Raw genomic sequence first — 24,110 nt, forward strand, 5'->3', positions numbered from 1 at the left:
CCGAGGAGCGAACGGGCCGGGCGGGGCCGGCCGGCCGGGTTCGGGCCGCCCGTCCGGGATCACAGCGCGGTGGCGAGTTCGTCGAGGGCCGCGGTGAGCACGTCGACGCCCCGCAGGTACTCGCCGATCTCGATGTGCTCGTCGTCGGCGTGGTCCAGCGAGCTGTCGCCGGGGCCGTACGTCGCCATCGGCACGTTCCAGTGGGGGGCGACGGTGTTCATGTCGGACGTGCCGGTCTTGAGGGTCGGGCGCGGCCTGCCGCCGTGCCGCCGGATCGCCGTCGTGACCGCCCGGACGACCGGGTCGGACCGGTCTCGGCGCACGGCGGGGATGTACCGGACGACGGTGATCTCGCCGCCGTTCGCGCGCGTGCGCAGCCGCGCGACCAGGTCCTCGACGTCGAAGCCGGGCGGGACCCGGCAGTCGATGTCGAGCAGGGCCTCGGTGAGGTCGCCGCGGATGCCGCGCAGGGTCGCGGCGGGCGTGGCGAACGCGCCGTGGTCGGGTCCGGGCCCGAGCTCCTCCAGCAGGTCGCGCCAGAATCCGGCCGCGACCTCGCTGGCCTTGGCCGCGGGGTTGGTGGAGTGCGTGGCGGGACGCGTCACCCGGTACTCGATGTCGATCTTGCCCTTGTAGCCCAGCACGACCCGCGACCAGCCGCTCGGCTCCCCCACCAGCAGCGCGTCGGGCGCCGGGACGGTGCGCGCCAGGTGCTCGCCGCCCCGCGAGAGCCGTTCCTCCTCGACCGCCCCGGCGACCCGGATGGTGCCGGGGAAGGTCGGCCGGGCGGCCGCCGCGCTGATCATCGCCGCGAGGGGCCCCTTCGCGTCCGCGGCGCCGCGGCCCACCAGCCGGTCGCCGTCGCGGCGCGCCGGCAGCGGCCGGTCGACGGTGTCGAGGTGGCTCAGCAGCATCACCACCGGTCCCCGCCCGGTGCCGATGTCGCCGATCACGTTGCCGACCTCGTCGCGGTACGCGGCCATGCCGAGGTCGTTCATCGTCTTCTCCAGGAAGCGCGCCAGCTCGTCCTCGCGGCCGGACGGCGAGGGGATGTCCAGCATGGCGTGCAGCAGGTCGACGGGCCCGATCATGTGATCTCCAGGGTCGTGCCGGCGCCGCGCAGGGCCGCGGTGACCGGACGGGGCACGCGCCCGTCGCAGACCGAGACCCGGGGGACGCCGGCGAGCAGGGCCTCGCGAGAGGCGATGAGCTTGCGGTGCATGCCGCCGCTCGCCGCGTACGGCACCGGGCCGTCGGGGGCCAGCGCGCAGCGGTCCAGCACGGTGTCCTCGTCGGCCGCGTCGCGCAGCAGACCGGGGGCCGTGGTCAGCAGGATCAGCCGCTCGGCGCCGAGCGCGCCCGCCACCGCCGCCGCGGCCCGGTCGGCGTCCACGTTCACCGGCGCGCCGTCCTCGCCCAGTGCGGGCGGCGACACGACCGGAACGAACCCGCCGTCGAGCAGCACCCGCAGCACCCGGGGCCGCACGCCGGTGAGGCGCCCGCTGTGGTCGTCGCGGACGAGCACGGTGCGGCCGTCCCGGACGGTGCGCTGCGCGGGCTTGCGCCGCGCCCGCAGCAGCCCGCCGTCGAGGCCGGTCAGCCCCACCGCCGGGACGCCGGCCGCCGCGAGGGCGCGCAGCAGCCGCGGCTTGACCCGTCCCGCGAGGGCGAGGGTGACGACCTCCAGCATGGCGGGGTCGGTGTGCCGGCTGGTCACGCCGCTGGGCGACACGAGGGTGCGGGCGGGCACGCCCAGCTCCCCCGCCAGCCCGTCGACCTCCGGGCCGCCGCCGTGCACGAGGACGACCCGGCCCGCGAGACCGGCGAGGTCCGCGCACACCGGCCCGGGCGGCACCGCGCCGCCGCACTTCACCACGGTGACGCCCATCAGACCGGGTGCAGGCCGGGGAACCCCAGGCCCAGGGTCTCGGGCTCGCCGGCGCGGATGTTGAGGCACTGCACCGCGGCGCCCGCTCCGCCCTTCACGAGGTTGTCCAGTGCCGCGATCGCGGTGATCCGCTCGCCCTCCACCGCGAAGCCGACGTCGCAGTAGTTCGACCCGGACAGCAGCTTCGGGTCGGGGAACCGGTGCGCGCCCGTCCGGTGCGCGACGACCCGGACGAACGGCTCGTCCGCGTAGCGCTCGCGGTAGGCGCGGCGCAGGGTCTTCTCGTCGGCCGTCCCGGTGGCGTGGCAGACGACCTGCACCCCGCGCACGGCCTCGACGCCGGTGGCGGTCATCCGGGCGTCCAGGCCGGTCAGCCGGGTCACCTCGGCCTCGTGCCGGTGCCGCACCGGGGCGAACACCCGCATCGCCCCGCTGCGCTCGGCGTGCAGGTTGGCGGCCCCGGCGAGCGCGCCCGAGCCGCTCGATCCCGTGCGCGCGTCGATCTGCACGTCCGGCCGGACCAGCCCGGCCAGCGGGAGCAGGGCGAGGGTCGCGGCGGTGGCCGCGCACCCCGGCACGCTGATGAGGTCGGCCCCCGCCAGCTCGGCGCGGTACATCTCGGGGATGCCGGGGACGAACGCGCCGAGCAGGTCGGGAGCGGCGTGCGGGACGCCGTAGTACCGCTCGTAGACCGCGGGGTCGGGGTTCCGGAAGTCCCCCGAGAGGTCGATGACCGTTCCCGCCCGCTTCCTCGCCTCGGGCAGCAGCGTCATGGTGGCCCGGTGCGGCGTGGCCGTCAGCAGCACGTCGCAGGTCTCCAGCTCGTCCGGCGGCGTGAACACCAGGTCGGTCTGGCCGCGCAGGTTGGGGTGGACGGAGTCGACGCGGCGGCCCGGGAAGCGGGTGGAGACGGCCTGCGCGATCGTCGCGCCGGGATGCCCCAGCAGCAGCCGCAGCAGCTCGCCGCCCAGGTATCCGGCGGCGCCCATGACGCCGACCCGGATCACGTCGCCTCCCCGCGTCGCGCGCCCGGGGCCGTCCCGGCCGGGGTCGCCGGCCCGGGGTCCGCGCCGTCGCGGGACGCCGCGTCCAGCAGGTGCGCGACGATCGCGTCGGCCACGTCGACGGCGTCGCCGTGCGCGTCCTGGAACCCCTGGAACTCGACGGTGTGGTTCACCTCCAGGACGAGCGGCCCGCCGGGGCCCTCGACCAGGTCGACGCCGAGCACCCCGCCGCCGACGGCGCGGGCGGCCGCGCGCGCCGGCCCGGTCAGCTCCGGGGTGAGCGGGCAGGGCTCCGACCGCGCGCCCCGGGCGGCGTTGGTCCGCCAGCCGTCCGAGTAGCGGTACGTCGCGCCGACCACCTCGTCCCCGGCCACGATCACTCGGATGTCGCGGCCCGGCTTGTCGACGAGTTCCTGCAGGTAGACGATGTGCTGCTGCGGTGTCGGGAGGGCGGCCCGGTGCTCCAGGACGGTCTCCGCCTGGTCCCGGTCGTGGACGGCGGCGACCAGCCGCCCCCAGGAGCCCGCCAGCGGCTTGATCACGACCGGGAAGCCCAGCCGTTCGGCGGCGTCCGCGCCCGCCTCCGGGGCGAGCGCGACCGCGGTGCGCGGTACGGGCACCCCGGCGCGCCGCAGCAGCAGCGAGGTCCGCAGCTTGTCGCCGCAGACGGTGATGGTGTCGGAGGTGTTGACGGTCGGGACGCCGCGGGCCTCCAGCAGCAGCGACGCGTACAGGCCGCGGCTGTGGGAGATCTCCCGGTTCAGCGCCGCCGCGTACCCGGCGCCCGCCGACGGCCCGGCGCCCAGTTCGTCGCCGAGCCGGCGGGTGTCGACGTGCGCGTACGCGACCCCGCGCCGCTCCAGGGCGGCGAAGATGCGTTTCTCCTCGTACCGGACGCGGGAGGCGAGCACGGCCACCGGCCTCACTCTCCCCAGTCCTCCTCGATCTCGGGGGCGAGCTCGAGGGTCACCGGGTCCAGGGCGACCACCTCGAGTTCGCTGGAGCAGTCCGCGCACTGGGCGATCTCGCTCATCCGGACGGGCTCGGCGAGCCGTACCGGGCCCTCACACTCGGGACAGGCAAGGGTCATCCGTACCACCTCCATGGGTTCCGCTGAACAGCTTGAGTGCCGCGGCGGCGGCCGCGTCGGCCGTGATGCCGTACCGGTCGAGCAGGTGCTCCTGGTCGCCCGCCCGCTCGGCGAACGTGGCGGGCATGCCGATCCGCGCCACCCGGACGGGCGCGTGCTCGGCCAGCGTCTCGGCGACGGCGCCGCCGAGCCCGCCGGAACGCCAGTGCTCCTCGACCGTGACGACGCCCCGCGTGCCCGCGGCCGCCTCCAGGACGGCGTCCGCGTCGAGCGGGTGCGGCGTGTGCAGGTTGAGCACGGCCGCCCGGACGCCGCGCGCCTCCAGCAGGTCCGCGGCGCGCAGCGCGGCCAGCACCGGGTGCGGCCCGCACGCCATGATCGCCACGTCCCCGGGCGGCCGCAGCCACTGCGCCCGGCCGATCTCGAACGGGACGGCCGCGGGCCCGCCGCCGTCCAGGTCGGGGGTGGCGGCGCGGCCGAGCCGGATGTAGACGGGACCGGGCAGCGCCAGGCTCTGCCGGACCGCCTCCTCCGCCTGCCGCGCGTCGCCCGGGACGACCACGGTGAAGCCCGGCAGCATCCGCATGATGCCGAGGTCTTCGAGCGCGTGGTGGGTCGGTCCCAGGTGCCCCGCGGCCAGCCCGCCGTGGGTGGCCACGATGCGGACGGGCAGCGCGTTGTACGCGATGTCGATCTTGATGAACTCGAGCGCGCGGGTGGCGGCGAACGTCGCCATCGTGGTGACGAACGGCATCCGCCCGCTCGCGGCGAGCCCCGCGGCCGTGCCCATCAGGTTGTGCTCGGCGATGCCGAGGTTGAGGTAGCGGCCGGGCACGGCGGCGAAGGCGTCCCGGTCGAACAGCCCGGTGTCGCTGTCGAGGCAGTAGAGCCGCTCGTCGGCGAGCATCAGCCCGGGCAGCAGGTCGCGGTACACCTCCCGCGCGGACCGCGGCCGTGCGCCCGTCCCGTCGCCGGTCACGGGGCCTCCCTCCTGCGCCGGGCGCGCAGCACGGCCAGGGAACGCTCGGCCTGGCGGCCGCTCAGCTTCGCGTAGTGGCCGCGGGTCTTCGCCTCGACCGACGGGAGCCCGCGGCCCTTCACCGTGTGGGCGATGACCGCCACCGGAGCCCCGTCCTGGCCCGCGGCGCTCCCGTTCGCCCCGGACGCGTCGCGGGCGAGCGCCCCGCGCAGGGCGGCGAAGTCGTGGCCGTCCACCTCCCGCACCGACCAGCCGAAGCTCCGCCAGCGGTCCGCGAGCGGCTCCAGGCCGATCGCGTCCTCGGTGGGGCCGGTGATCTGCAGGCGGTTCCGGTCGACGACGGCCGTCAGGTTGCCGAGCCCGAGCGCGGCGGAGGCCATGGCCGCCTCCCACACCGAGCCCTCCTGCAGCTCGCCGTCGCCGAGGACGGCGAAGCAGCGGCGGCCCCGGTCGGCGAGCGCGAAACCGTTGGCGAGCGCGAGCCCGTGGCCGAGGGACCCGGTGGGCATCTCCACCCCCGGGACGGCGCGGACCGGGTGGCCCATGAGCCTGCTGCCCGGCCGGGCGTACTCCGCCAGCTCCGCGACCGGGAAGAAGCCCCGCTCGGCCAGCACGCCGTACAGGCAGATGGCGCCGTGCCCCTTGCCGAGGACGAGGATGTCGCGGTCCGCCGCGGCGGGACGGCGCGGATCGATCCGCATGACCTCGAAGTAGAGGACGGTGAGGATCTCCACCAGCGACATAGATCCGCCGAGGTGGCCGCCCTCCGGCCCGCCGCACATCTCCACGATGTGCTCGCGGACCCGGTGGGCCGTCGCCGCCAGGTCCACCGGCGCCGCCGCGCCCATCAGGCCCGGCCCGGCAGCGCGGCGAGCACGAAGTGGCCCGGCAGGTGCACGGCGAGTCCCTCGCGGATCTCGGCGACCAGCGCGCCCCCGTCCAGCCGGATCACCGACGAGCGGCGGTCCAGCAGCGTCGCGGCGGCGGTGAAGTCGCCGACGAGGGCCGTCCCCGGCGGCACCATGCGGGTCCGGCTCACCTTGACGCCCTGCACGGCGAGCCGTTCGAGGAACGCGCCGTCCTCGACCAGCGGCCACCAGTCGTCCGGGTGCAGGACGATCCCGTCGGCGGACCCGCCGTACCACTCGCACAGCGCCGCCGTCGCCAGCAGCGCGCGGGCGGCCGACCCGCCGTCCCCCGGTTCGGACGGGCGGTGCCGCAGCCCCGGGGTCCGCAGCAGGCCGCGGATCGGGCCGGTCCCGTTGAGCAGCACGTCGTTCTCCGCCGTGCCGAGCCGCACGAGCAGCCGGTAGTCGACGAACGCGGCCAGCGCCGCCGGGTCGGCGAGGATCTCCCCCGGCACCGGGACGGACGCGCGGATCGCCTGCGTCCGCACCGTCGCGGCGCCCACCTCGAACTCCCACTCGGGGGCGGCGTCGTCCGGTTTGGTGTTCTCGGCCCGCTCGGTGAAGACGACGGCCTCGTCGGCGTCCACGACGGCCTTTCGGAGCAGGTGCCGGACGGTGAGGCGGGGGCGGCGCTTCGCCGGCGGGAACAGGTCGCTGATGGACGCGCGCAGCTCGACCCGCGCGTCCGGTCCGTGCCGGGCGTGGGCGAGGGCGAACTCCTCCCCCGGGCTGCGCCGCGTCAGTTCGGGATCGTCCAGCAGCATGTGCACGTCCGACATGGATCACATCCCCAGGGAGCGGCCGCCGTCGACGACCTGGACGGTTCCGGTGACGAAGCTCGCGCGGGCGCTCAGCAGGAACGTTCCCACGGCGGCGACCTCGTCGGGGCGGGCCACCCGGCCGAGCGGGATGCCCGCCTCCGCGGCGACGCGGGCGGTCTCCGCCTCGGGGTCGCCGGTCAGGTCGGCGAGCAGGGCGTCCGTCGCGGTGTAGCCGGGGGCGAGGACGTTCACGGTGACGTCCCCGGGGCCCAGCTCGTGCACCAGCGTCTTGGCGTAGCCGATCAGTCCCGGCCGGACGATGCCCGACAGCGCGAACTTCGGGATGATCTCGCGGACCGTCTCGCTGGTGACCAGGAGGATCCGCCCCCAGCCGGCCCGGCGCACGTGCGGCAGGGCCGCCTGGACGAACGCGATGTGGGCGATCATGCCCAGTTCGAGCGCGGCGCGGTAGCCGTCCGGGCCGAACGCGCCGGTCGGCCCGGCGGGCGGCCCGCCGGCGTTGGCGACCACGATGTGCACGGCGCCGTGCTCGGCGGCGACGTCGTCGACCCAGGCGCGCGTCGCCGCAGTGTCGCGCACGTCCAGCGCGCGGGTGCCGACCTCGGCGCCCAGTTCGGCGCGGATCTCGTCGCGGGCCTTGGCCAGGCGGCCGGGGTCGCGGCCCGCGATCGACACCGCGGCGCCCTCGCGGACCAGGTCGCGGGCGATCGCGAGGCCGATGCCCGCGGAGCCGCCGGCGACCAGGGCCACCTTTCCGTTCAGTCCCAGGTCCACGTCGTCCCCTTCGGGTAGCCGTACCGGTGGAGCAGCGGAAGCGAGAGGAGCGTGGCCGCGGAACGCTGCGGGCGGGGCAGCCCGGCCCGCCACCGGCGGTCCTCCTCGATGACGGTCCGGCCCCGGGCGAAGCGGTTCGGGTTGCCCGTGACCGTGTGGTTGCCGCCGAGTTCGACGGTCCCGTCGGCGCCGACCGGGTTGGGCCCGTCGTGCCCGAGCAGCGCCAGGACGGCGTCCACCGCGGGGCGCGGGCGTCGGGCCAGGGCCTCGTACAGCATGTGCAGCGAGTCCTCCCGGTGCGCGCGGCCGACGGCCTCGGCGGCCAGGTTGAAGCCGGTCCAGTGCAGCGTGCTGTTCAGCAGGGAGCGGTGCCCGGTGTACGCCTTGGGCCGTGCCCACGACCAGGCGACCGCGCGCGGATCGCGGATGAGGTGGACGTAGCGGCCCTCGACGCCCGGCAGCCTCGACAGCAGCGCGGCGTCGGAGGCGTACTTGGAGCTGTCGACGATGACCTCCGCGCCGGAGACCCGCGCGATGGCGCGGTAGGTCGCGGCGAGGGTTCCCGGCCAGCCGTTGCGCGGCGGGGCCCGCAGCACCCGCCACGTGTGCCGGGTGCGGCACTCGTCCTGCCAGGCCACCACCTCGGCCGCGTGCCTTTCGAGGGTGCGCCCGTCCGGCCGGACCTCTTCCAGCACTTCGGACCAGAAGGGGCACTCGCGGTGATTCACTCCGCAGCCGCACTGCCGGTTACTTCCCGTGCCGAGCACCCCATTGCGCCAGAGGAATCGTAACTCGCCCACATGAACGATGCCTGGAACCTCTGCCAGGACATTGCCCAGCATCGTGCTGCCACTACGGCACCAACCGGTGATGTAAAGCACTTTCACTCGCGGTCACAACCCTTCGGGGGGACGGGTGCGCGTCGATCTCGAACATGGAAACATGATCTTGCGCGAAGTGGAATTATCAAGTTAGGAGCATGATTGGTTCCTCTTGTTGTGACGTTGTGCCATAAACGGGCCGGCGGACGGCCGCGGCGTCAGGGCGTCCAGGAGGGGCGGCCGACGATCTCGACCGCGGCGCACGACCAGGCGAATCCGGCGCCGATGCCGACCAGCAGGACCCGGTCCCCCGGCGCCGCGCGTCCGGTCTCCACCAGGTGCGTCAGGCCGGTGAGCTGGTCGGCCGCCCCGATGTGCCCGGTGCGGCGGCCCCAGTCCCACGCGGTGCGCTCCACGTCCACTCCGAGCGGCTCGGCGTACCGCGTCCGCAGCACGTGCAGGCCGACGTTGGGGAAGACGAACCTGTCGACGTCTTCGAGCTTCAGGCCCGCCTCGTCCAGCGTCCCGCCGACGGCGTCGGCGAGGCCGGACGCCGTCCGGTCCGCCACGGAGCCCTCGGGGCGGTCCGCGCCGCCCGCGGCGAACGCCGCGCGGCGGGCGCGCACGTCCACCGGGCGGCCCGGCGCCGCGGCGAACGGCTCCCCGCCGCGGTACATGCCCTCGAGGCCGGTGTCCACGACCGTGGAGACGGCCAGCAGCCGCGCGAACCCCGTCCGGCCGATGACCGCCGCGGCGGCGCCGTCGCCGTACACGATGCCGCGCACGTCGCCGCGCCACCGGTCGAACCCGGGGTCGGCGTAGCGGTCGGCGGTCGTGACCAGGGCGGAGCCGCGGGAGGCGTCGGCGGCGAGGTAGGAGGCGGCCAGTTCCACCGCGCCCAGCGCGCCCGCGCACATCTGCTGAACGTCCAGCGCGGGCGCCCGGCGGCCGGCGTCGCCCAGGACCTCGCGGTGGACGTACGCGGCGGCCGGCCAGTAGTCGATCCCCTGGAACCACGCCGAGGCGTGCAGGAGCAGGGACACGCCGGACGGCGGCGTCCCGGACCGGCGGAGCGCCAGGCGTCCCGCGGCGGCGGCCATCTCGGGCGGCGCCTCCCGCTCGGCGACGGTGACGGAGGCGTACGCGTCCGCCCGCCGGTCCTCCGGGTCGTACCTGCCCTCGCCGACCGCGCCGTCCACGTCCACGGCCGCCGGAAGCCGGTACGCGAGCCCGGAAAGAAATAGATCACCGCAACGCATTCGAACCTCCGGGGGTGGTGACGGTGGAAGAGTTACACGTTATGTTGATCTCCGTCGCAGTCGAAACCGTTTCCCGCATCTGCAGGAGGTCGCGGTGGGCGACAGGACGCTTCCGAGTTATCGTGACCCGATCCACAACGGCCGCTCCGGGAGACGCGCCCCTCCGGCCGATCGAATTCCGTGCGGTCCGGCCCGCAGTTATCGAAGCGCACGAAACTGATCGCGACACGTTTCCGGAAGGACGAACGGGCAACGGCCGATTTCGCCGCCGGCCGCGTCCGCTCGCCGGAGCAGAACGGGAGTGCAGACATGACCACGACCTCTGCGAGCCACCGCGACCGGGGCTGGTGGCGGGACGAGACGTTCCTCGACGACCTGCGGCGGCACGTGCGCGACACCCCGCGGAAGACCGCGGTGATCACCCGGCGGCAGTCCGACGGACGGACGCACCGGCTCGACTACGAGCGGCTCGCCGCGGCGGCCGACCGGTGCGCGGGCGCGTTGGTCGAGCTCGGGCTGCGCCCCGGGGACGTGTTCGCGGCCCAGCTCACCGACAGGTGGGAGCTCGCCGCGCTCACGCTCGGCTGCATCCGGGCCGGGGTCGTGTACTGCCCGCTGATGAAGACCTACCGGCGGCGCGAGCTCGACGTCATGCTGCGCGTCACCGAGGCGCGCGTCCTCGTCACCATGGCCGAGGACGGCGGCGACCGGCTGGGCGAGCTGGGCGCCGAGTTCGCCGCGGAACTGCCGTCCCTGGAGCGCGTGTTCGTCGCCGACGGCCCCGGCCCGGAGGGCACCGGCGAGTTCGAGTCGTTCTTCTTCGGGACCGCCTGGGAGGAGCGGCACGGCCACCTGCTCGACGCGCGGGAACTCGGCCCCGACGACCCGTACCTCGTCCTGTTCACCTCGGGCACGACGAGCGACCCCAAGGGGGTCCTGCACAGCCAGAACACGCTGTACGCCGCCGTCCGCGGCGAGGCCGAGACGTTCGGGCTCGACGAGACGCTCGTCATGTACACCACCGCGCTGTACACGCACTACACCGGCGTCGTGCAGGGCATGCTGATGCCGCTGGCGCTGGGCGCCACCATGGCGTTCCAGGACGCCAAGGAACCCGGCGCCGCCCTCGACTTCATGGCCGCGCACGGAGTCACGTTCTTCTACTGCGCGCCCTTCTACCTGCTCAGCCTGATCAAGGAGCAGCGGTCCGCGCCCCGCGCGCTGCCCGCGCTGTCGTGGCTGGTCAGCGGGTCGGCGCCGATCCCGCCGTACTTCATCGACGAGACCAGGAGCGTCTTCGGGCTCCGGCTGTACTCGCTGTGGGGGATGACCGAGAACGGGCCCGTGACGATCACCCGTCCGGACGACCCGGAGGACTGGGCCGCGCACAGCGACGGCAGCCCCATCGCGGACATGCGGCTGCGCATCGACCCCGTGTCGGACCGCAGCGGGGGCGAGGGCGTGCTGTGGGTGAAGGGGCCGACGCAGTGCCTCGGCTACTACCGGCGGGACGAGCTGTACGCGGCCGACCTCGACGAGGACGGCTGGTTCAACACCGGCGACCTGGCCCGCCCCGACGGCCGCGGCGGCATCCGGATCACCGGCCGAGCCAAGGACATGATCCTGCGCAACGCGAACATCGCGCCGGTCACCGACCTGGAGTCGATCATCGGCCGGCATCCCGGGGTGCGCGACGTCGCGGTCATCGGCCTCCGGGACGAGCACGAGGACGAGACGATCTGCGCGGTGGTGGCGCCGGTCTCCGCGGCCTCGCCCGTCACGCTCGACGAGGTGCGGCGCATGCTGGACGAGGAGGGCATGGCCAAGGCGTACTGGCCCCGCCGGCTGGAGCTCCTCGAGACCCTGCCGACGACCGCGACCGGCAAGATCCGCAAGGAGGAGCTGCGCCTGCGCTACGCGCGAGCGGAGCATCCCCGGGGGTGACGGGCGCCGGGGACCCCGGTCGCGCGGGCGGCGGCCGGGCGCCGTCACGCCACGACCCGGACCCGGGAGAGCCACCGGTCCAGCTCGAGCAGGTACGACAGCCCGATGGCGGACGTCCGGGCGGTGATCGGGCCGGGCAGCGCGTCCAGCCCCGAGGTGACCGCCTCGCGCACCTTGGCCCGGTCCATCAGGTCGAACAGGGGCGCGTTCGGGTCGTCGATCGTGTCGATGACGAGCCCCTTCAGCGTCTCGACGTATCCGGGGTCCCGGCTGGCCGGATAGGCGCTCTTGGGCCTGTTGACGATCTCGTCCGGCAGGAGGTCCGCGCACGCCCGGCGCAGCAGCGCCTTCTCCATCCCGCCGCCCTCGGTCCCCCGGCCGGTCTTCAGGTCCGCGGGAACGTTGAACAGGTACTCGGCGAGCCGGTGGTCGGCGAAGGGCACCCGCACCTCCAGCCCGACGGCCATGCTCATCCGGTCCTTGCGGTCGAGCAGCGCGCCCAGCCAGCGGGTGAGGCCGAGGTGGAAGACCTCCCGCCGCCTGCGCGCGTCGCGGTCCTCGCCCGCGAGGCGCGGCACCTCCGCCAGCGCGTCCCGGTAGCGGTCGGCCTCGTAGACCTCCGGCCGGATCGCGCGCCGCACCTCCTCGCGCAGGAGGACCTCCGGCTGGCGGCGCGCGTACATCCAGGGGAACGACGTATGCCGGACGTACCGCTCGTCCACCTGCCAGGTGTAGCCCCCGAACATCTCGTCGGCCGACTCGCCCGACAGCGCCACCGTGCAGTTCGCCCGGACCCCGCGGAACAGGTGGTACATCGAGATGTCGAGGTCGCCCCAGCCGGGCAGGTCACGCGCGCGCAGGCCGCGTTCGAGGTCCTCGACGAGGCCGTCGGTGCCGACCTGCACCACGGAGTGCTTGATGCCGAGCCGCTCGGCGACCAGATGCGCGTACGGCTCGTCCGGGCTCGGCCGCCACAGGTCGCTCCCCGGCCGGGCGGGCGCCGGGACGCTCACCGAGTAGCTGGTCAGCTCCCCCGCGAACTCCTTGGCGGCCATGGCCGTGATGGCGCTGGAGTCGATCCCTCCGGACAGCAGCGTCCCGACCGGCACGTCGGCGACGATCTGGCGCTCGACGATGTCGGTGAGCAGGGCGCGGACGTCCGCCGTCGTCGTGCGGAAGTCCTTCGTGTGGGGGCGGGCCTCCACCTGCCAGTACCGGCTCTCGCGGCACCCGGACGCGTCGGCGACGACGAGGCACCCCGGCTTCAGCTCCCGCATCCCGCGGTAGACGGCGTGTCCGGGCGTCCTCGCGCGCGGGACGGCGAGCAGCTCGGCGAGCCCCTCCAGGTCTACCTCGGCCTTCATCTCCGGATGGGCGAGCAGCGCCTTGGGTTCCGAACCGAAGATGATCCCGTCGCCCAGGCGGGCGTAGTAAAGCGGCTTGATGCCGAGCCGGTCCCGCACCAGGAGCAGCCGCTGGTCCTGCTCGTCCCAGATGGCGAACGCGTACATCCCGTTGAGCCGGGTGACGAGGTCCGCGCCCCACTGCAGGTAGGCGGTCAGCAGCACCTCCGTGTCCGAGCGCGTATTGAACGACCAGCCCGCCGAGCGCAGCTCCGCGCGGAGCTCGCGGAAGTTGTAGATCTCGCCGCTGAACGTGATGACGACCGGCCGGCCGCCGGGCCCGTTCCGCGGCATCGGCTGCCGCCCGCCCTCGATGTCGATCACGGCGAGCCGCCGGTGCCCCAGCGCGGCGTGGTGCGACAGCCACGTTCCCTCGGCGTCCGGTCCCCGGGGCGCCTGCGTCCGCGTCATGGCGGTGATGACGGGGCCCTGCCCCCGTAGGTCCAGCGTCCAGTCGACCCATCCGGTGATGCCGCACACGAGCGCTCCTCCGTTGTCTTCTCTGTGGTGCACGCAGGTCGGGCGGGCGGATCAGGCGGAAAGGAGGCGGCTGCGCGCGAACGCGAAGAGGTCGGGAAGGCCCGCGTTCACGAACGTCCAGTCGTGGCCGCCGGGCCGCTCCCGGTACCGATGGGGCACGGAATGCTCCGACAGCGCGTCCCGCATCCTCCGGTTCATGCCGATCATCCGGGGGTAGTCGTCCAGGCCGACATCGAAATGCACCTCGATCGGGTACTTCTCGTTCCGGTTCCGGAGCGCGCGGTACGGGTCGTACTCGCGCCGGACCTCGCTGCCGGCCGGGCCCCAGACGCGCTCGTGGTCCCTCGTGGTGGGGATCGCCAGCCGCCGCCCCTCCCGCAGCCGGTGGTACGGGTCGCCGTCCCGCAAGGGGGCCTCGAACGCCCCGGCGTTGCTGCACACGACCGAGAACAGGTCCCCGTGCCGCAACGCCTGGTACAGGGCCGCGGCCCCGCCCATGGAGAACCCGCCGACGCCCCGCCCGTCCCGGGTCGCCACGGTGTTGTATCCGCCGTCGACACGGCCGATGACCTCGCGCACGAGATGGTCCTCGTAGCGCCTGCCCCGCGCGTCGTTGATGAACCAGGAGCGTCCCGACTCGGGAAGCACCACGATCAGCCCGGCCGCCTCCACGACCGTCGCGAGGTCCTCGCACTGGAGCCAGGTGTCGCGGTTGCCGCCGAATCCGTGCAGGAGATACAGCACCGGGAACGCGCGTCCCACCGGCGAATACCTCGACGGCAGGACGACGTTCACCGACTTCTCCCGGCCGATCGCCGCGCTCCACCAGGTCTCCGTCAGGACCTTCATCGCGCGTCCGCCCGCGACCCGGCCAGCCGCTTCCGGTCGATCTTCCCGGTGCCGGTGACGGGGAGCGCGGTCCTGACGTGGAACCGGTCCGGGACCATGTAGCGCGGGATCTCGGCCAGGCAGTGGCGGCGTATCGCGGGGACGTCGAGCGGCTCCTCGGCCGGCACCACGTACGCTTCGAGGATCCGTTCGCCGGAGCCGTCGTCGACCGCGACGCACGCGGCCTCCCGGACGTTGCCCGCGGCCGCCAGGACCGCCTCGACCTCGCCGATCTCGACACGGTGCCCGCGGATCTTCACCATGTCGTCCTCGCGTCCGCAGAACACGTAGTTCAGCTCGTCGTCGACCCGCACCAGGTCGCCCGTCCGGTACGCGTCCAGCGGCTCCGCACCGTCCCGCGGCAGCCGCACCGTTCTCGCCGCCGTGAGGCCGTCGTCCCGCCAGTAGCCGAGCATCACCGAATCTCCGGCGACGCAGAGTTCGCCGTACGCGCCCGGCTCGTGCTCGACCGGGCGCCCGTCCGCGCCGACCACGAACGTCGTCGCGTACGGGCAGGCCCGCCCGATGGGCACCGGCTGCCGGCGCTGTTCCGCGACATCCGGCTCGCGGACGCGGTGGTAGACGCAGACGTTGGTCTCGGTCGGGCCGTAGAGGTTGTAGAGGTCCGCGCCGGGGACGAGCGCGTGCAGCTCCCGGAGCCGGGCGATCGGGAACGTCTCCCCCGCGAACAGGACGACCCGCAGGGACGACTCGGCCAGCAGCCCGCCGTTCTTCGCGGCCAGCATCCGGGTGAGCGCGCCCGGGACGGAGTACCACACGGTGATGCGCCGCTCGGCGACGAACCTGTTGAGGGCGCCGCCGAGCCCGGCGTGGCTCTCCGGCACCAGGACCACGCAGCCGCCCGCCATGCACGTCGCGAACAGGTCGAGGACGGACAGGTCGAAATGGAAGGGCGCATGGCCGGCGACCCGGTCGTCCGGTCCCAGGCCGAATTCGCCGACCGCCCATTCCACGAACGCCCCGGCGTTGCCGTGGGAGAGCACGACGCCCTTGGGGACGCCTTTCGATCCCGACGTGTGCAGAATGAATGCCGGGCTGTCGGGTGCGGTGACCGGTTCGTGCTCGTCCTCCTGCGGAACGGCGGCGATCGCCTGCTCCCAGCCGATGACGGACGCGTCCGCCGCGGGCCCCGCGCAGACGATCGGGCAGGACGCATTATTCTGCAACCATTCGACCCGGTCGTCCTGGGCGATCACGCACGCGACTTCGCAGTGCGCGAGGATATGGGCCGCTCTTTTGAACGGCGCGCTCGGGTCGACCGGCACGTACGCCGCCCCGGCCTTCAGCACGCCGTGCACGGCGATGACCGACTCGATCGACTTGTGGAGCCACAGGCCGACCCGGTCACCGGCGACGACTCCGTTGTCGCGCAGTGTGCGGGCCAGGGCGGAACTGCGCCGGTCCAGCTCGCCGTAGGTCAGCGTCTCGTCCTGGAACTCGACCGCGGGCGCGTCCGGCCGCTTTCCGGCCCACCGGCGCAGGGGGTCGCCGAGACCGTTCAACACCTTCACTCCCCGCTTCCCTCGGTGTCCGGCCAGGTGATGCCGAGCTTCCCCGAAATGATCACTCGCTGCATGTCCGAGGTGCCCGATGAGATCGTCATGCCGAGGGCGTCCCGGAGATTCCGTTCGGCGCGTCCGTCGGAGGTGTAGCCGAGCGCCCCGTACACCTGCATCGCGCTGGTGAAGATCTCCACTGCGGCCTCGCTCGCGTACAACTTGCCGACCTCGGGAAAGATGGTCGCGTCCGGCCCGTCGAGTTCCGCGGCGGCACGGTGGAGAAGCATGCGGGAGACCTCCCAGCGGATCCGCATGTCGACGATCCGGTTGGAGATCGACTGGAAATGCCCGATGTGCTTGCCGAATTGACGGCGCCGCCGGCAGAAGCGCGTGCACGCGTCGATCTCGCGCCGCATCACGCCGAGCCACGGCGCCAGGAGAAGGGCCCGCTCCCAGGCCATCGACCGCGCGAATATCGCGGCGCCCTGCCGCTCGGCGCCGAGCCGCCGGGAGGCGGGAATCCGGCAGGCGTCCAGTTCGACCTCCCCCCAGCGGGCGGTGCGGAGGCCCATCTTCTCCGCCTGTTCCTTCACCGACACGCCGTCGTCGCCCCGCTCCACCAGGAAGGCGGTGACTCCGGTGAATCCGAGTTCCGTGTCGACGGTCGCGTACACGACGAACACATCGGCCAGGGGAGCGTTCGTGACGTAGCGTTTGCGCCCGGTCAGCCGGTAGAAGTCGCCGTCGCGCTCCGCCGTGGTCGCGAGCGACAGCGCGTCCGATCCGCTCTCCGGCTCGGTCATCGCGTTGGCGCCGATGAGCCGGCCGGCGGCAAGTCCCGGCAGGTACCTGCGGCGCTGGTCTTCGTCGCCGAACTTCCAGACCGGCAGCTCGACGGCCAGGACGTGGGCGCCCATCGCCATCAGCAGCCCGTTGTCGAGGCAGCCGTGACCGAGCCCTTCCATCGCGCTCGCGTAGTCGCCGAGATCGCGTCCCGCTCCCCCGTATTCGGGGGGCAGGACCAGGCCGAGCACGCCGTGTTCGGCGCATCGCGCCCAATCTTCGCGGCCGAACATTCCGGCCCTGTCGCGTTCGGCCACATCCCTGCTCAGCGCTTCTTCAGCGAACCTGCGGAAATCGCGGTACAGCTCCTCCCGGCCATCGTCCCTTTCGAACCGCATGGCCCTCCAATCCCCCAAGCGGGACGTCACGCCGGCCGCACCGAACGTTGCCCATTGTGCATGCGCGCGGCGATCTTGAGAAGGACAACTCTTGCCAAATGGGATCGGCGAGCGACTCCGTGCGTCCTCTTGCGCCCCTCGGGCGCCTGTCGTACGGTACGGACCGTCAACCAATCGAAGCGGTAAACGTCCCGGTCATGGGCCGCCGCCGGTTCTCCGAACAGAACCCGGCGGTTCGGGCCCGCGATACCGGCGACCACGCCGCCGGCACGCGATGCGCCGTTCCCCGACAGCAGGCGCACGCATTCCGCAAGTGCCGATCCCCGCCACGCCGACTCCCGTTCGCTTTTCCTTCCGGCCGACGCCGCAGACGAGGTGCATGCCATGGATCGTGCCAACAAAATGGACCTGGCGGCGCAGATCAAAAGCATCATGATCCGCGTTCTCGATCTGAACATCGCCCCCGAACAGCTCGACGAGAAGGTCTCGCTCTACTCGCCGACCGTGGGCATGGACTCGCTCAGCCTGCTGCACACCCTCGTGGAGATCGAGAAAGAGTTCGACATCGAGATCGACGACGAGGACGTCATGCTCGCGGAACTGAGGAACGTGGGCAGCCTGGTGGACATGATCAGCGGGATCGTCGACGCGGAGGGCGGCGGAGCCTGACATGCGCGAGAATTTCGAACTCGACCGCGACCGGGTTCCCACGCATTGGTACAACATCCTCGCGGATCTGCCGGTCGAAGTTCCCGGGGCGCGGCCGACGCCGCCGAGAAACGGCCATGAAGCGCCGCTGCGACCACAGCTTCCGCTCTCGATGTACCGGCAGAGCATCAGCCGTGAGCGCTTCATCGAAATCCCCGCGCCCGTCCGGACGGAGTACCAGCGCTGGCGGCCGACGCCGCTCTTCCGCGCGTCCAGACTGGAAAAGGCCCTCGACACTCCGGCGCACATCTATTTCAAGTACGAGGGCACCAGCCCTTCCGGCAGCCACAAGATAAACACCGCACTGGCGCAGGCGTATTACTACGGCAGATCGGGCGTCCGCGAGATGGTGACGGGGACGGGCGCCGGCCAGTGGGGCACCGCGCTCGCGATGGCCTGCCACCCGTACGGCATGGCGTGCACCGTCTTCATGGTGCGGTCCAGCTACGAGCAGAAGCCGTACCGGGGCACGCTCATGCGGCTGAACGGCGCCGAGGTCGTCCCGAGTCCCAGCACGAGGACGGAGGTCGGCAGGGCCGCCCTGCGCGCCGACCCCGACTCACCGGGCACCCTCGGGATCGCGAACGCCGAGGCGATCGAGTACGCGAACGCCCGGAAGGAGGCGCGGTTCTCGATCGGCAGCGGGGAGAACCACGTCCTCCTGCACCAGACGGTCATCGGCGAGGAGGCGCTGCTCCAGATGGGGCTGGCCGGCGAGTTCCCCGACGTCGTCATCGGAGCGATGGGGGCGGGCAGCAACTTCGCCGGGCTGACCTTCCCGTTCTACCGGGCGTCGCGGACCGAGAACCCCCGCACGCGGTTCCTGGCCGTCGAGCCCGACGCCTGCCCCAAGATGACCCGGGGCAGCTACATGATGGACTACACCGACTACTCCGGCATCACCCCCGCCGTGAAGATGTACACCTTGGGGCACACGTTCACGGCCTACCACATCCACGCCGGGGGCCTGCGATACCACGGCGCCGCACCGATCGTCAGCGCGATGTACCACGACGGCATGGTGGAGGCGACGTCCTACCCGCAGACCCGCGTCTTCGAGAGCGGCGCCGCGTTCGCGAAGGCCGAGGGGCTCGTTCCCGCCCCCGAATCGGCCCACGCCGTGGCCGCCGCGATCGACGAGGCCGTGCGCGCCCGCGAGGAACGAACCGAACGGGTCATCCTGGTGGGGCTGAGCGGCCACGGGCTGCTGGACCTCGGCGCCTACGAGAGCCACCTGTCCGGGGAGACGGTCGACGTCGCTCCCACCGACGAGGAGATCAAGGCGTCCCTGCGCCTCATCGAGTCGCTGTGAACCGGACCGGCGGCGCCGGGCACTGACCGGACGACCGCCGCCCTCAGGCGTGTTCGCGACCGGCCGGGCGGCGGCGGAAGGCGAGCAGCGCCGTCACGAGCATCCCCGCGGTGAAGACCGCCCCCGCGGTGAACGCGCCGCGCATCCCGGCCAGTTCGGACGTCCCGCGCGCGGCGGCGTCGTGCGCGCCGACCAGCACGGCGAGGCCGAGCGATCCGCCGATCTGCTGCATGCTCTGCAGCAGCGCCGACGTGGCGCCGGTCTCGCCCGGCGGCACCGACGCCAGCGCCACGAACGTCGCCGCCACCGACACCAGCCCGGTGCCGGCGCCGAACAGCAGCACCGGGCCGAGGATCATCGTGACGTAGGAACTCGTCGGCGCGGCCTGCGTCAGCCACACCATCCCCGCCAGGCACAGCACGGCGCCCGCCGCCATGATCGGCCGCGGGCCGTACCGGGGCAGCAGCCGGGGCACCGCCCGGCTGGCGGCGATGAGCGCGATCGTCGTCGGCAGGAACCCGAATCCGGTCTCCAGCGGCCCGTACCCGAGCACCCCCTGGACGTAGAGGGTGAGGAAGAACAGCATGCCGCCCATGGCGGCGGTCAGCAGCAGCCGCATGATGAGCGCGCCCACCCGGTCCCGGTCGCGGAGCAGCCGCAGCGGCATGATCGGCTGCCGGGCGCGGGCCTCGATCACCGGGAACAGCGCGAGCAGCAGCGCGGCGACGCCGAAGGCGCCCGGCGTCCAGCCCGCGGACCAGCCGCCCTCGGCGGCGCGGATGAACCCGTACACCAGGAGCGCCGAACCGGCGGTGCAGGCGAACGCCCCGGCCAGGTCGAAGCGGCCCTCCCGGCGCGGGGACTCCCGGACGGCCCGGGGTGTGAGCAGGACGATCGCCGCCCCGACCGGGACGTTGACGAACAGCACGGCGCGCCACGACGCCCAGGCCGTCAGCACCCCGCCGAGGACCAGCCCGACCACCATGCCCGCGCTCCCGACGATCGCGGACACGGCCAGCGCCCGGCTCCGGCGCGGCCCGTCCTCGAACGTCGTGGCGATGAGCGCGAGCGCCCCGGGCCCGGCGAGGGCGGCGCCGACGCCCTGCGCCGCCCGCGCGGCCAGCAGCCACCCCGGCGTGGCGGCCAGCCCGCCGACCAGGGACGCCACCGTGAACAGGCCGACGCCCGTCATGAACACCCGCCGGTGCCCGAGCAGGTCCCCCGCCCGCCCGCCGAGCAGCAGCAGCCCGCCGAACGCGAGGGTGTAGGCGTTGACCACCCAGGACAGCCCCGCGTCGCCGAACCCCAGGCCGCTCTGGATGCTCGGCAGCGCGACGTTCACGATCGAGGCGTCCACCACGAGCGTGAGCTGGCAGGTGGCCAGGATCGCGAGCGCGAGACGTCCGCCCGGCGCGCCGCCGTCCCGCCCCTCCGTGCCGCCAGCCGCGGCGTGTCCTCGCCCCTGCTTCCACGTCCGGGCACGAAGGGGAAGGCGCGTCATCGCGGACGCCCGCCGATCGGGCGTGCGGTGCGGGACGCGGCAGGACGGTCAGGGAGCATGGGTCCTCACGGCGAAGCTGGCGGGGCCGCCACAGGCGGTTCTAGCCGGAAGCTAACCGACTCGGGAGCCACCGGCAATGCCCACCGGCCCCTCATGCCGACCACGCCCGCCGAGAGCCGCCGCCACGACGGCCGGTCCAGCGCGGCGACGGCCGGCGGGTCGGTCACCTGGGCCGGTCGGGCTGGATGCGGAGGGCGGTGATCACGGTGGCGAGCATGTCGTAGTGGCCGGCGAGCATGCACAGTTCGACGCACTCCGGCTCGGTCAGGTGCTCGCGCAGGCGGGCCCAGGCGGCGTCGTCGATGTCGCGGTCCCGGTGCAGGCGGTCCACGGCGGTCAGGATCGCCAGGTCACGGCCGGTCCAGCCGCCGTCGTCGGGGCCGGCGACGATCCGTTCGAGGTCGCCGGCCGTGAGGCCCGCGCGGCGGGCGAGCCGGGAGTGGTGCCGGAACTCGTAGTCGCAGTCGCGGAGGTGGGCGACGCGGAGGATCACCATCTCGCCCTCCCGCCGCGGCAGGCCGCCGGCCGGCATCAGCCGGGCGGCGAAGTGCAGCCAGGCCCGGAACAGTTTCCGGCGGCGGCCCAGCGTGAGGAAGAGGTTCGGGGGCGTCGTGCCCGCGGCCAGCGCGGCGCCGCGGCTCACGAGCCAGGCCAGCGGCCCGACCTGGCGCAGGCCGCCGGGCGCGATGCGCGGCCCGGCGGGCGGCGGCTCAGCCACGGCGCGCCGACCGCCGCACGGCCAGGACGAACGCCCGGTTCATCGCGTGCATGGCGGCCGCGTACAGGGGCGGGCAGAGGCGCTGGGCCAGATGGCCGAGCCGCACGTCGGCCGAGGTGTAGACCATGTACCGGTCGCGTTCGACGCCGCGGAGGACGGCCCGCGCCGCACGGTCGGGCGACACCGCGTGCCGGGTGAACAGGCGGACCATCCGGCGCGCCGACGGCGTCTCGCGGTCGATGCCGACCAGCTCGACGCTCTGGACGAGCGGGGTGGCGACCGCGCCGGGACAGACGAGGCTCACGGCGATGCGGTGGCGGCGCAGGTCGAAGCGGAGCACCTCGCTGACGCCGCGCAGCCCGAACTTGCTCGCGCTGTAGGCGGCGTGCCAGGGCAGGCCGAACAGTCCCGCGGCCGAGGACACGTTGACGAGGTGCCCGCCGCGCCCCGCCGCGATCATCGGCGGGACGAACGCCTCGATCACGTGGATCGGCCCCATCAGGTTGATGTCGACGGTGCGGCGCCAGTGCCGGTGGTCGAGCCGCTCCACCGGGCCCCAGACCGAGACGCCCGCGACGTTCATCACCACGTCGACGCCCCCGGTGGCGGCGAGCGCCCGCTCGGCCAGCCGTCCCACGGCGTCCCGGTCGGCCACGTCGGCGGCCTCGCTGAACCGGACGGTGCCGCCCGCGTCCCGCACCTCGTCCGCCGTGCGCCGCAGTCCGGCGTCGTCCACGTCGGTCAGCACCAGCTCGGCGCCGCGGGCCGCGGCGGCCAGCGCCATGCTCCGGCCGAGGCCCCCGGCGGCGCCCGTGATCAGGCACGTCCGGCCCTCCAGATTCGTCATGGCCGGGACGGTAACATTTATAAACAGCGATGGCTATATATCGGTGTCCTCGTCCAACGACCGCGCCAACCCCCGCACGAGGACGCCGAGCGGGGCGCGGAGTCCGGGCAGGGCGGCGAAGTCGTCCCGGATGATCCTGGCGGTGGCCATCGAGACGACGGCTCCGAGCAGGGCCTCGCAGGCCAGCCGCCCCTGGGGCGAGCGGGCGCCCACGAAGTCGGCCAGGACGTCGACGACCGAGCCCTGCAGGGCGATCCGGCGCCGCAGGAACTCCGGCCCGGCGGCGTAGGCCTCGACGAGGAAGAGCCGGGCCAGGACGGGCTCGGCGGCGAGCGCGTCCAGGTAGGCGCCGACGGCCCGTTCGACCGACTCCCAGCGCCCGCCCTCCTCCGCCAGGGCGCCCGTCAGCACGTCCAGCAACGCGTCGGTGGCGGTCGCGTAGGCGGCCGCGAAGCAGTCCTCCTTGCCGGAGAAGTGCTGGTAGAAGGTCAGGCGCGACACCTTGGCGCGCTTGAGGACGTCGGCGACGGTGACCGCCGCGTACCCCTTCTCGGCGGCCGCCTCGGCCATCGCGGCGAGCAGGCGTCCGCGCTGCGAGGCGGTGACCTGCTCCCGGCTCAGGCCGTGCCGTCCCGGCGAGAGCCGCTTGGGTTCCGTGTCGGGAGAGTCCTCCATCGGACCGATGCTAGTGCCGTGCTCGCGCCGCCACCGGCGGCTGCGGACCGCGTGGCGGCGGCGCGCGTCCGCCGCAGTCGGGCATGCCGGCCGGGCCTCAGACGGGGGTGATCGGCAGGGACCGGCGCGGCTCGAAGGCGAAGTCGGCGCCGGTGCTGAAGCGGACGACGGCGACCTCGTCGGGCTCGGGGGCCGGCCGGTCCCGGCGCACGACGTCGAGCCGCCACTCCCGGTCGGTGCCGGTGACCTCGACGTCCAGATGCGGGTCCACGGCGCGGACGACGGCCTGCAGCGCGGTCGTCCAGCCGGGGCCGCACAGGGAGATCCAGGCGCCGTCCTCGTGGGCCGGGGACGGGCGGAGCTCGACGCTCGCGCCGTCGTCGTCGATGTCGGCGGTGACGTAGGCGGCGGGGTTGAAGAGGGGATGCACCGCCAGGAGCCGGGCCGCGCCCCTCGCGCCGTCCGGCAGGTCCAGGGCGCGGGCCAGGCGTTCCGCGGCGATGCCGGCGATGCCCACCAGCTGCCTGCGGCGGATCCGGAGGAGGCCGTCGGCGCCGTCGGCGCGCTCGGCCACGGCGAGCGCGAAGGCCCGGTCGAGCAGGTGCATCTGCAGGCACACCTCGTCGGCGATGCGGGCCAGCGCCGAACGGGAGAAGGCGGCGAAGTCGAGGTCGGACAGCAGCGGGCCCGAGTAGTCGGCGCGGCCCTCGTCGGCCGGGTCGATCGAGGCGAGCTCGAGGTTCGCGGCGCGGGAGCGCTCGTTGACGGCGAGCAGCGGGATGCCCTGGACGTCCGGGTGGGACTCGTCGATGGTCACGGTCCAGGCGCAGTGCGGGTGCCGGTCGGCGGGGCTGCGCGGCGGGCGGTGCACCGGCCGCACCTGCGCCTTCGGGTTGGTCGCGACCGCGGTCGCGTCGAACGTGGGGTCCTCGATGTCGTGGCACATCGAGCGGACGTAGGCGTCCCCCATCGGCTCGACGTCCATGAGGGCGCCGCAGTGGTCGAGGTGGAACTCGCCGTGCCACCGGTCGTGGACGGTGTAGCGGAAGTCCATGAACTGCGGCGGCGCGCCGATGTCGAGCTGCAGGCCCTTGAAAATCGTCGGGACGTCGCCCTTCCCGGGGATCTCGGGCGCGTAGCCGAGCGCCCGCTGCATCCGCCTGGTGTAGATCGGGCTGGACGCGGCCCATTCCTGGATCGCGATCTGCGCCATCGCCTCCCGCCCGAAGGCGGAGATGCACCACGCCATCCCGGAACGGTCGATGAGCTGCCCGATCAGGAGCAGTTCGGGGACGACGACCGCGAGCTCCTCCCGGGAGAGGTCGGCGTAACGGCTCGGGGGTGTCGCTCGGTCCATCTTCCGGTCTC

The 24,110-nt window shown here is 73.7% G+C and carries 23 protein-coding genes; 3 read left to right on the forward strand and 20 right to left on the reverse strand.

Annotated elements, in window-relative coordinates; genetic code table 11:
• Positions 1-59: 59 nt before the first annotated feature.
• The 11 genes from AB0L25_RS15205 to AB0L25_RS15255 form a co-directional block, all read right to left on the reverse strand.
• Positions 60-1,091 (reverse strand): M20/M25/M40 family metallo-hydrolase, encoded by a 1,032-nt coding sequence (locus AB0L25_RS15205; protein ID WP_500172286.1) that lies wholly within the window; start codon positions 1,089-1,091, stop codon positions 60-62.
• Positions 1,088-1,888, reverse strand: coding sequence for a [LysW]-aminoadipate kinase (locus tag AB0L25_RS15210; protein ID WP_500172288.1), 801 nt, complete (start codon positions 1,886-1,888; stop codon positions 1,088-1,090). The genes AB0L25_RS15205 and AB0L25_RS15210 overlap by 4 nt, the downstream gene beginning before the upstream one ends.
• Positions 1,888-2,895, reverse strand: coding sequence for an N-acetyl-gamma-glutamyl-phosphate reductase (gene argC, locus AB0L25_RS15215; protein ID WP_500172290.1), 1,008 nt, complete (start codon positions 2,893-2,895; stop codon positions 1,888-1,890). The genes AB0L25_RS15210 and argC overlap by 1 nt, the downstream gene beginning before the upstream one ends.
• Complete coding sequence (gene lysX, locus AB0L25_RS15220) at positions 2,892-3,809, reverse strand: lysine biosynthesis protein LysX (RefSeq protein ID WP_500172292.1); 918 nt, start codon at positions 3,807-3,809, stop codon at positions 2,892-2,894. Before lysX ends, argC begins: the two co-directional genes overlap by 4 nt.
• Positions 3,810-3,814: 5 nt before the next feature.
• Complete coding sequence (gene lysW / locus AB0L25_RS15225) at positions 3,815-3,982, reverse strand: lysine biosynthesis protein LysW (protein WP_026401516.1); 168 nt, start codon at positions 3,980-3,982, stop codon at positions 3,815-3,817.
• Positions 3,957-4,961 (reverse strand): transketolase family protein, encoded by a 1,005-nt coding sequence (locus tag AB0L25_RS15230; protein WP_500172294.1) that lies wholly within the window; start codon positions 4,959-4,961, stop codon positions 3,957-3,959. Before AB0L25_RS15230 ends, lysW begins: the two co-directional genes overlap by 26 nt.
• Positions 4,958-5,809, reverse strand: a complete 852-nt coding sequence (locus tag AB0L25_RS15235; RefSeq protein WP_500172296.1) for a transketolase — start codon at positions 5,807-5,809, stop codon at positions 4,958-4,960. Before AB0L25_RS15235 ends, AB0L25_RS15230 begins: the two co-directional genes overlap by 4 nt.
• Positions 5,809-6,648 (reverse strand): family 3 encapsulin nanocompartment shell protein, encoded by an 840-nt coding sequence (locus AB0L25_RS15240; RefSeq protein ID WP_500172298.1) that lies wholly within the window; start codon positions 6,646-6,648, stop codon positions 5,809-5,811. Before AB0L25_RS15240 ends, AB0L25_RS15235 begins: the two co-directional genes overlap by 1 nt.
• Before the next feature lie 3 nt (positions 6,649-6,651).
• The gene (locus tag AB0L25_RS15245; protein WP_500172300.1) at positions 6,652-7,425 is read right to left on the reverse strand and encodes an SDR family NAD(P)-dependent oxidoreductase; all 774 of its coding nucleotides are present in this window, start codon (positions 7,423-7,425) and stop codon (positions 6,652-6,654) included.
• Positions 7,410-8,312 (reverse strand): sulfotransferase, encoded by a 903-nt coding sequence (locus AB0L25_RS15250; RefSeq protein WP_500172302.1) that lies wholly within the window; start codon positions 8,310-8,312, stop codon positions 7,410-7,412. The genes AB0L25_RS15245 and AB0L25_RS15250 overlap by 16 nt, the downstream gene beginning before the upstream one ends.
• A 152-nt stretch (positions 8,313-8,464) precedes the next feature.
• A complete protein-coding gene (locus AB0L25_RS15255) occupies positions 8,465-9,505 on the reverse strand; it encodes a ketoacyl-ACP synthase III family protein (RefSeq protein WP_500172304.1) in 1,041 nt (346 codons plus the stop codon).
• Positions 9,506-9,814: 309 nt separating this feature from the next.
• Here AB0L25_RS15255 and AB0L25_RS15260 point away from each other — a divergent pair, with 309 nt between their 5' ends.
• The gene (locus tag AB0L25_RS15260; protein WP_500172306.1) at positions 9,815-11,449 is read left to right on the forward strand and encodes an AMP-binding protein; all 1,635 of its coding nucleotides are present in this window, start codon (positions 9,815-9,817) and stop codon (positions 11,447-11,449) included.
• A gap of 44 nt (positions 11,450-11,493) precedes the next feature.
• Here AB0L25_RS15260 and asnB read toward each other — a convergent pair whose 3' ends face one another.
• From asnB to AB0L25_RS15280, 4 genes are read right to left on the reverse strand one after another with little or no spacing between them, the layout of a single operon-like run.
• A complete protein-coding gene (gene asnB / locus AB0L25_RS15265; RefSeq protein WP_500172308.1) occupies positions 11,494-13,332 on the reverse strand; it encodes an asparagine synthase (glutamine-hydrolyzing) in 1,839 nt (612 codons plus the stop codon).
• Between the two features lie 51 nt (positions 13,333-13,383).
• A complete protein-coding gene (locus AB0L25_RS15270; RefSeq protein ID WP_500172310.1) occupies positions 13,384-14,181 on the reverse strand; it encodes an alpha/beta hydrolase in 798 nt (265 codons plus the stop codon).
• Positions 14,178-15,752, reverse strand: coding sequence for an amino acid adenylation domain-containing protein (locus AB0L25_RS15275; protein WP_500172311.1), 1,575 nt, complete (start codon positions 15,750-15,752; stop codon positions 14,178-14,180). The genes AB0L25_RS15270 and AB0L25_RS15275 overlap by 4 nt, the downstream gene beginning before the upstream one ends.
• The gene (locus AB0L25_RS15280; protein WP_500172313.1) at positions 15,749-16,921 is read right to left on the reverse strand and encodes an acyl-CoA dehydrogenase family protein; all 1,173 of its coding nucleotides are present in this window, start codon (positions 16,919-16,921) and stop codon (positions 15,749-15,751) included. The genes AB0L25_RS15275 and AB0L25_RS15280 overlap by 4 nt, the downstream gene beginning before the upstream one ends.
• 384 nt (positions 16,922-17,305) lie before the next feature.
• Between AB0L25_RS15280 and AB0L25_RS15285 the strand changes: the two genes are divergently transcribed.
• On the forward strand, positions 17,306-17,590 hold the full coding sequence (locus AB0L25_RS15285) for an acyl carrier protein (protein WP_500172315.1): 285 nt from the start codon (positions 17,306-17,308) through the stop codon (positions 17,588-17,590).
• Between the two features lies 1 nt (position 17,591).
• On the forward strand, positions 17,592-18,941 hold the full coding sequence (locus tag AB0L25_RS15290) for a TrpB-like pyridoxal phosphate-dependent enzyme (RefSeq protein WP_500172317.1): 1,350 nt from the start codon (positions 17,592-17,594) through the stop codon (positions 18,939-18,941).
• A gap of 43 nt (positions 18,942-18,984) precedes the next feature.
• Here AB0L25_RS15290 and AB0L25_RS15295 read toward each other — a convergent pair whose 3' ends face one another.
• From AB0L25_RS15295 to AB0L25_RS15315, 5 genes are all read right to left on the reverse strand, one after another.
• Positions 18,985-20,442, reverse strand: coding sequence for an MFS transporter (locus tag AB0L25_RS15295; RefSeq protein WP_500172319.1), 1,458 nt, complete (start codon positions 20,440-20,442; stop codon positions 18,985-18,987).
• Positions 20,443-20,665: 223 nt separating this feature from the next.
• Positions 20,666-21,220 carry a carboxymuconolactone decarboxylase family protein gene (locus tag AB0L25_RS15300; RefSeq protein ID WP_500172321.1) on the reverse strand — a complete coding sequence of 185 codons (555 nt, stop codon included), beginning with the start codon at positions 21,218-21,220 and terminating at the stop codon, positions 20,666-20,668.
• Positions 21,213-22,067 (reverse strand): SDR family oxidoreductase, encoded by an 855-nt coding sequence (locus AB0L25_RS15305; RefSeq protein WP_500172323.1) that lies wholly within the window; start codon positions 22,065-22,067, stop codon positions 21,213-21,215. Before AB0L25_RS15305 ends, AB0L25_RS15300 begins: the two co-directional genes overlap by 8 nt.
• A 33-nt stretch (positions 22,068-22,100) precedes the next feature.
• Positions 22,101-22,742, reverse strand: coding sequence for a TetR/AcrR family transcriptional regulator (locus AB0L25_RS15310; protein ID WP_500172325.1), 642 nt, complete (start codon positions 22,740-22,742; stop codon positions 22,101-22,103).
• Positions 22,743-22,839: 97 nt separating this feature from the next.
• Complete coding sequence (locus tag AB0L25_RS15315; RefSeq protein WP_500172326.1) at positions 22,840-24,099, reverse strand: hypothetical protein; 1,260 nt, start codon at positions 24,097-24,099, stop codon at positions 22,840-22,842.
• Between the last annotated feature and the right edge of the window lie 11 nt (positions 24,100-24,110).

The sequence above is a fragment of the Spirillospora sp. NPDC052242 genome (assembly GCF_040679555.1).
Lineage (GTDB): Bacteria > Actinomycetota > Actinomycetes > Streptosporangiales > Streptosporangiaceae > Spirillospora.

What these genes read in the sequence shown, in the direction of transcription:
- AB0L25_RS15205 (WP_500172286.1), bottom strand. Translation starts at nt 1,091, where the DNA reads ATGATCGGGCCCGTCGACCTGCTGCACGCCATGCTGGACATCCCCTCG.
- AB0L25_RS15210 (WP_500172288.1), bottom strand. Translation starts at nt 1,888, where the DNA reads ATGGGCGTCACCGTGGTGAAGTGCGGCGGCGCGGTGCCGCCCGGGCCG.
- lysW (WP_026401516.1), bottom strand. Translation starts at nt 3,982, where the DNA reads ATGACCCTTGCCTGTCCCGAGTGTGAGGGCCCGGTACGGCTCGCCGAG.
- AB0L25_RS15235 (WP_500172296.1), bottom strand. Translation starts at nt 5,809, where the DNA reads ATGGGCGCGGCGGCGCCGGTGGACCTGGCGGCGACGGCCCACCGGGTC.
- AB0L25_RS15240 (WP_500172298.1), bottom strand. Translation starts at nt 6,648, where the DNA reads ATGTCGGACGTGCACATGCTGCTGGACGATCCCGAACTGACGCGGCGC.
- AB0L25_RS15255 (WP_500172304.1), bottom strand. Translation starts at nt 9,505, where the DNA reads ATGCGTTGCGGTGATCTATTTCTTTCCGGGCTCGCGTACCGGCTTCCG.
- AB0L25_RS15260 (WP_500172306.1), top strand. Translation starts at nt 9,815, where the DNA reads ATGACCACGACCTCTGCGAGCCACCGCGACCGGGGCTGGTGGCGGGAC.
- AB0L25_RS15270 (WP_500172310.1), bottom strand. Translation starts at nt 14,181, where the DNA reads ATGAAGGTCCTGACGGAGACCTGGTGGAGCGCGGCGATCGGCCGGGAG.
- AB0L25_RS15280 (WP_500172313.1), bottom strand. Translation starts at nt 16,921, where the DNA reads ATGCGGTTCGAAAGGGACGATGGCCGGGAGGAGCTGTACCGCGATTTC.
- AB0L25_RS15285 (WP_500172315.1), top strand. Translation starts at nt 17,306, where the DNA reads ATGGATCGTGCCAACAAAATGGACCTGGCGGCGCAGATCAAAAGCATC.
- AB0L25_RS15290 (WP_500172317.1), top strand. Translation starts at nt 17,592, where the DNA reads ATGCGCGAGAATTTCGAACTCGACCGCGACCGGGTTCCCACGCATTGG.
- AB0L25_RS15295 (WP_500172319.1), bottom strand. Translation starts at nt 20,442, where the DNA reads ATGACGCGCCTTCCCCTTCGTGCCCGGACGTGGAAGCAGGGGCGAGGA.
- AB0L25_RS15305 (WP_500172323.1), bottom strand. Translation starts at nt 22,067, where the DNA reads ATGACGAATCTGGAGGGCCGGACGTGCCTGATCACGGGCGCCGCCGGG.
- AB0L25_RS15310 (WP_500172325.1), bottom strand. Translation starts at nt 22,742, where the DNA reads ATGGAGGACTCTCCCGACACGGAACCCAAGCGGCTCTCGCCGGGACGG.
- AB0L25_RS15315 (WP_500172326.1), bottom strand. Translation starts at nt 24,099, where the DNA reads ATGGACCGAGCGACACCCCCGAGCCGTTACGCCGACCTCTCCCGGGAG.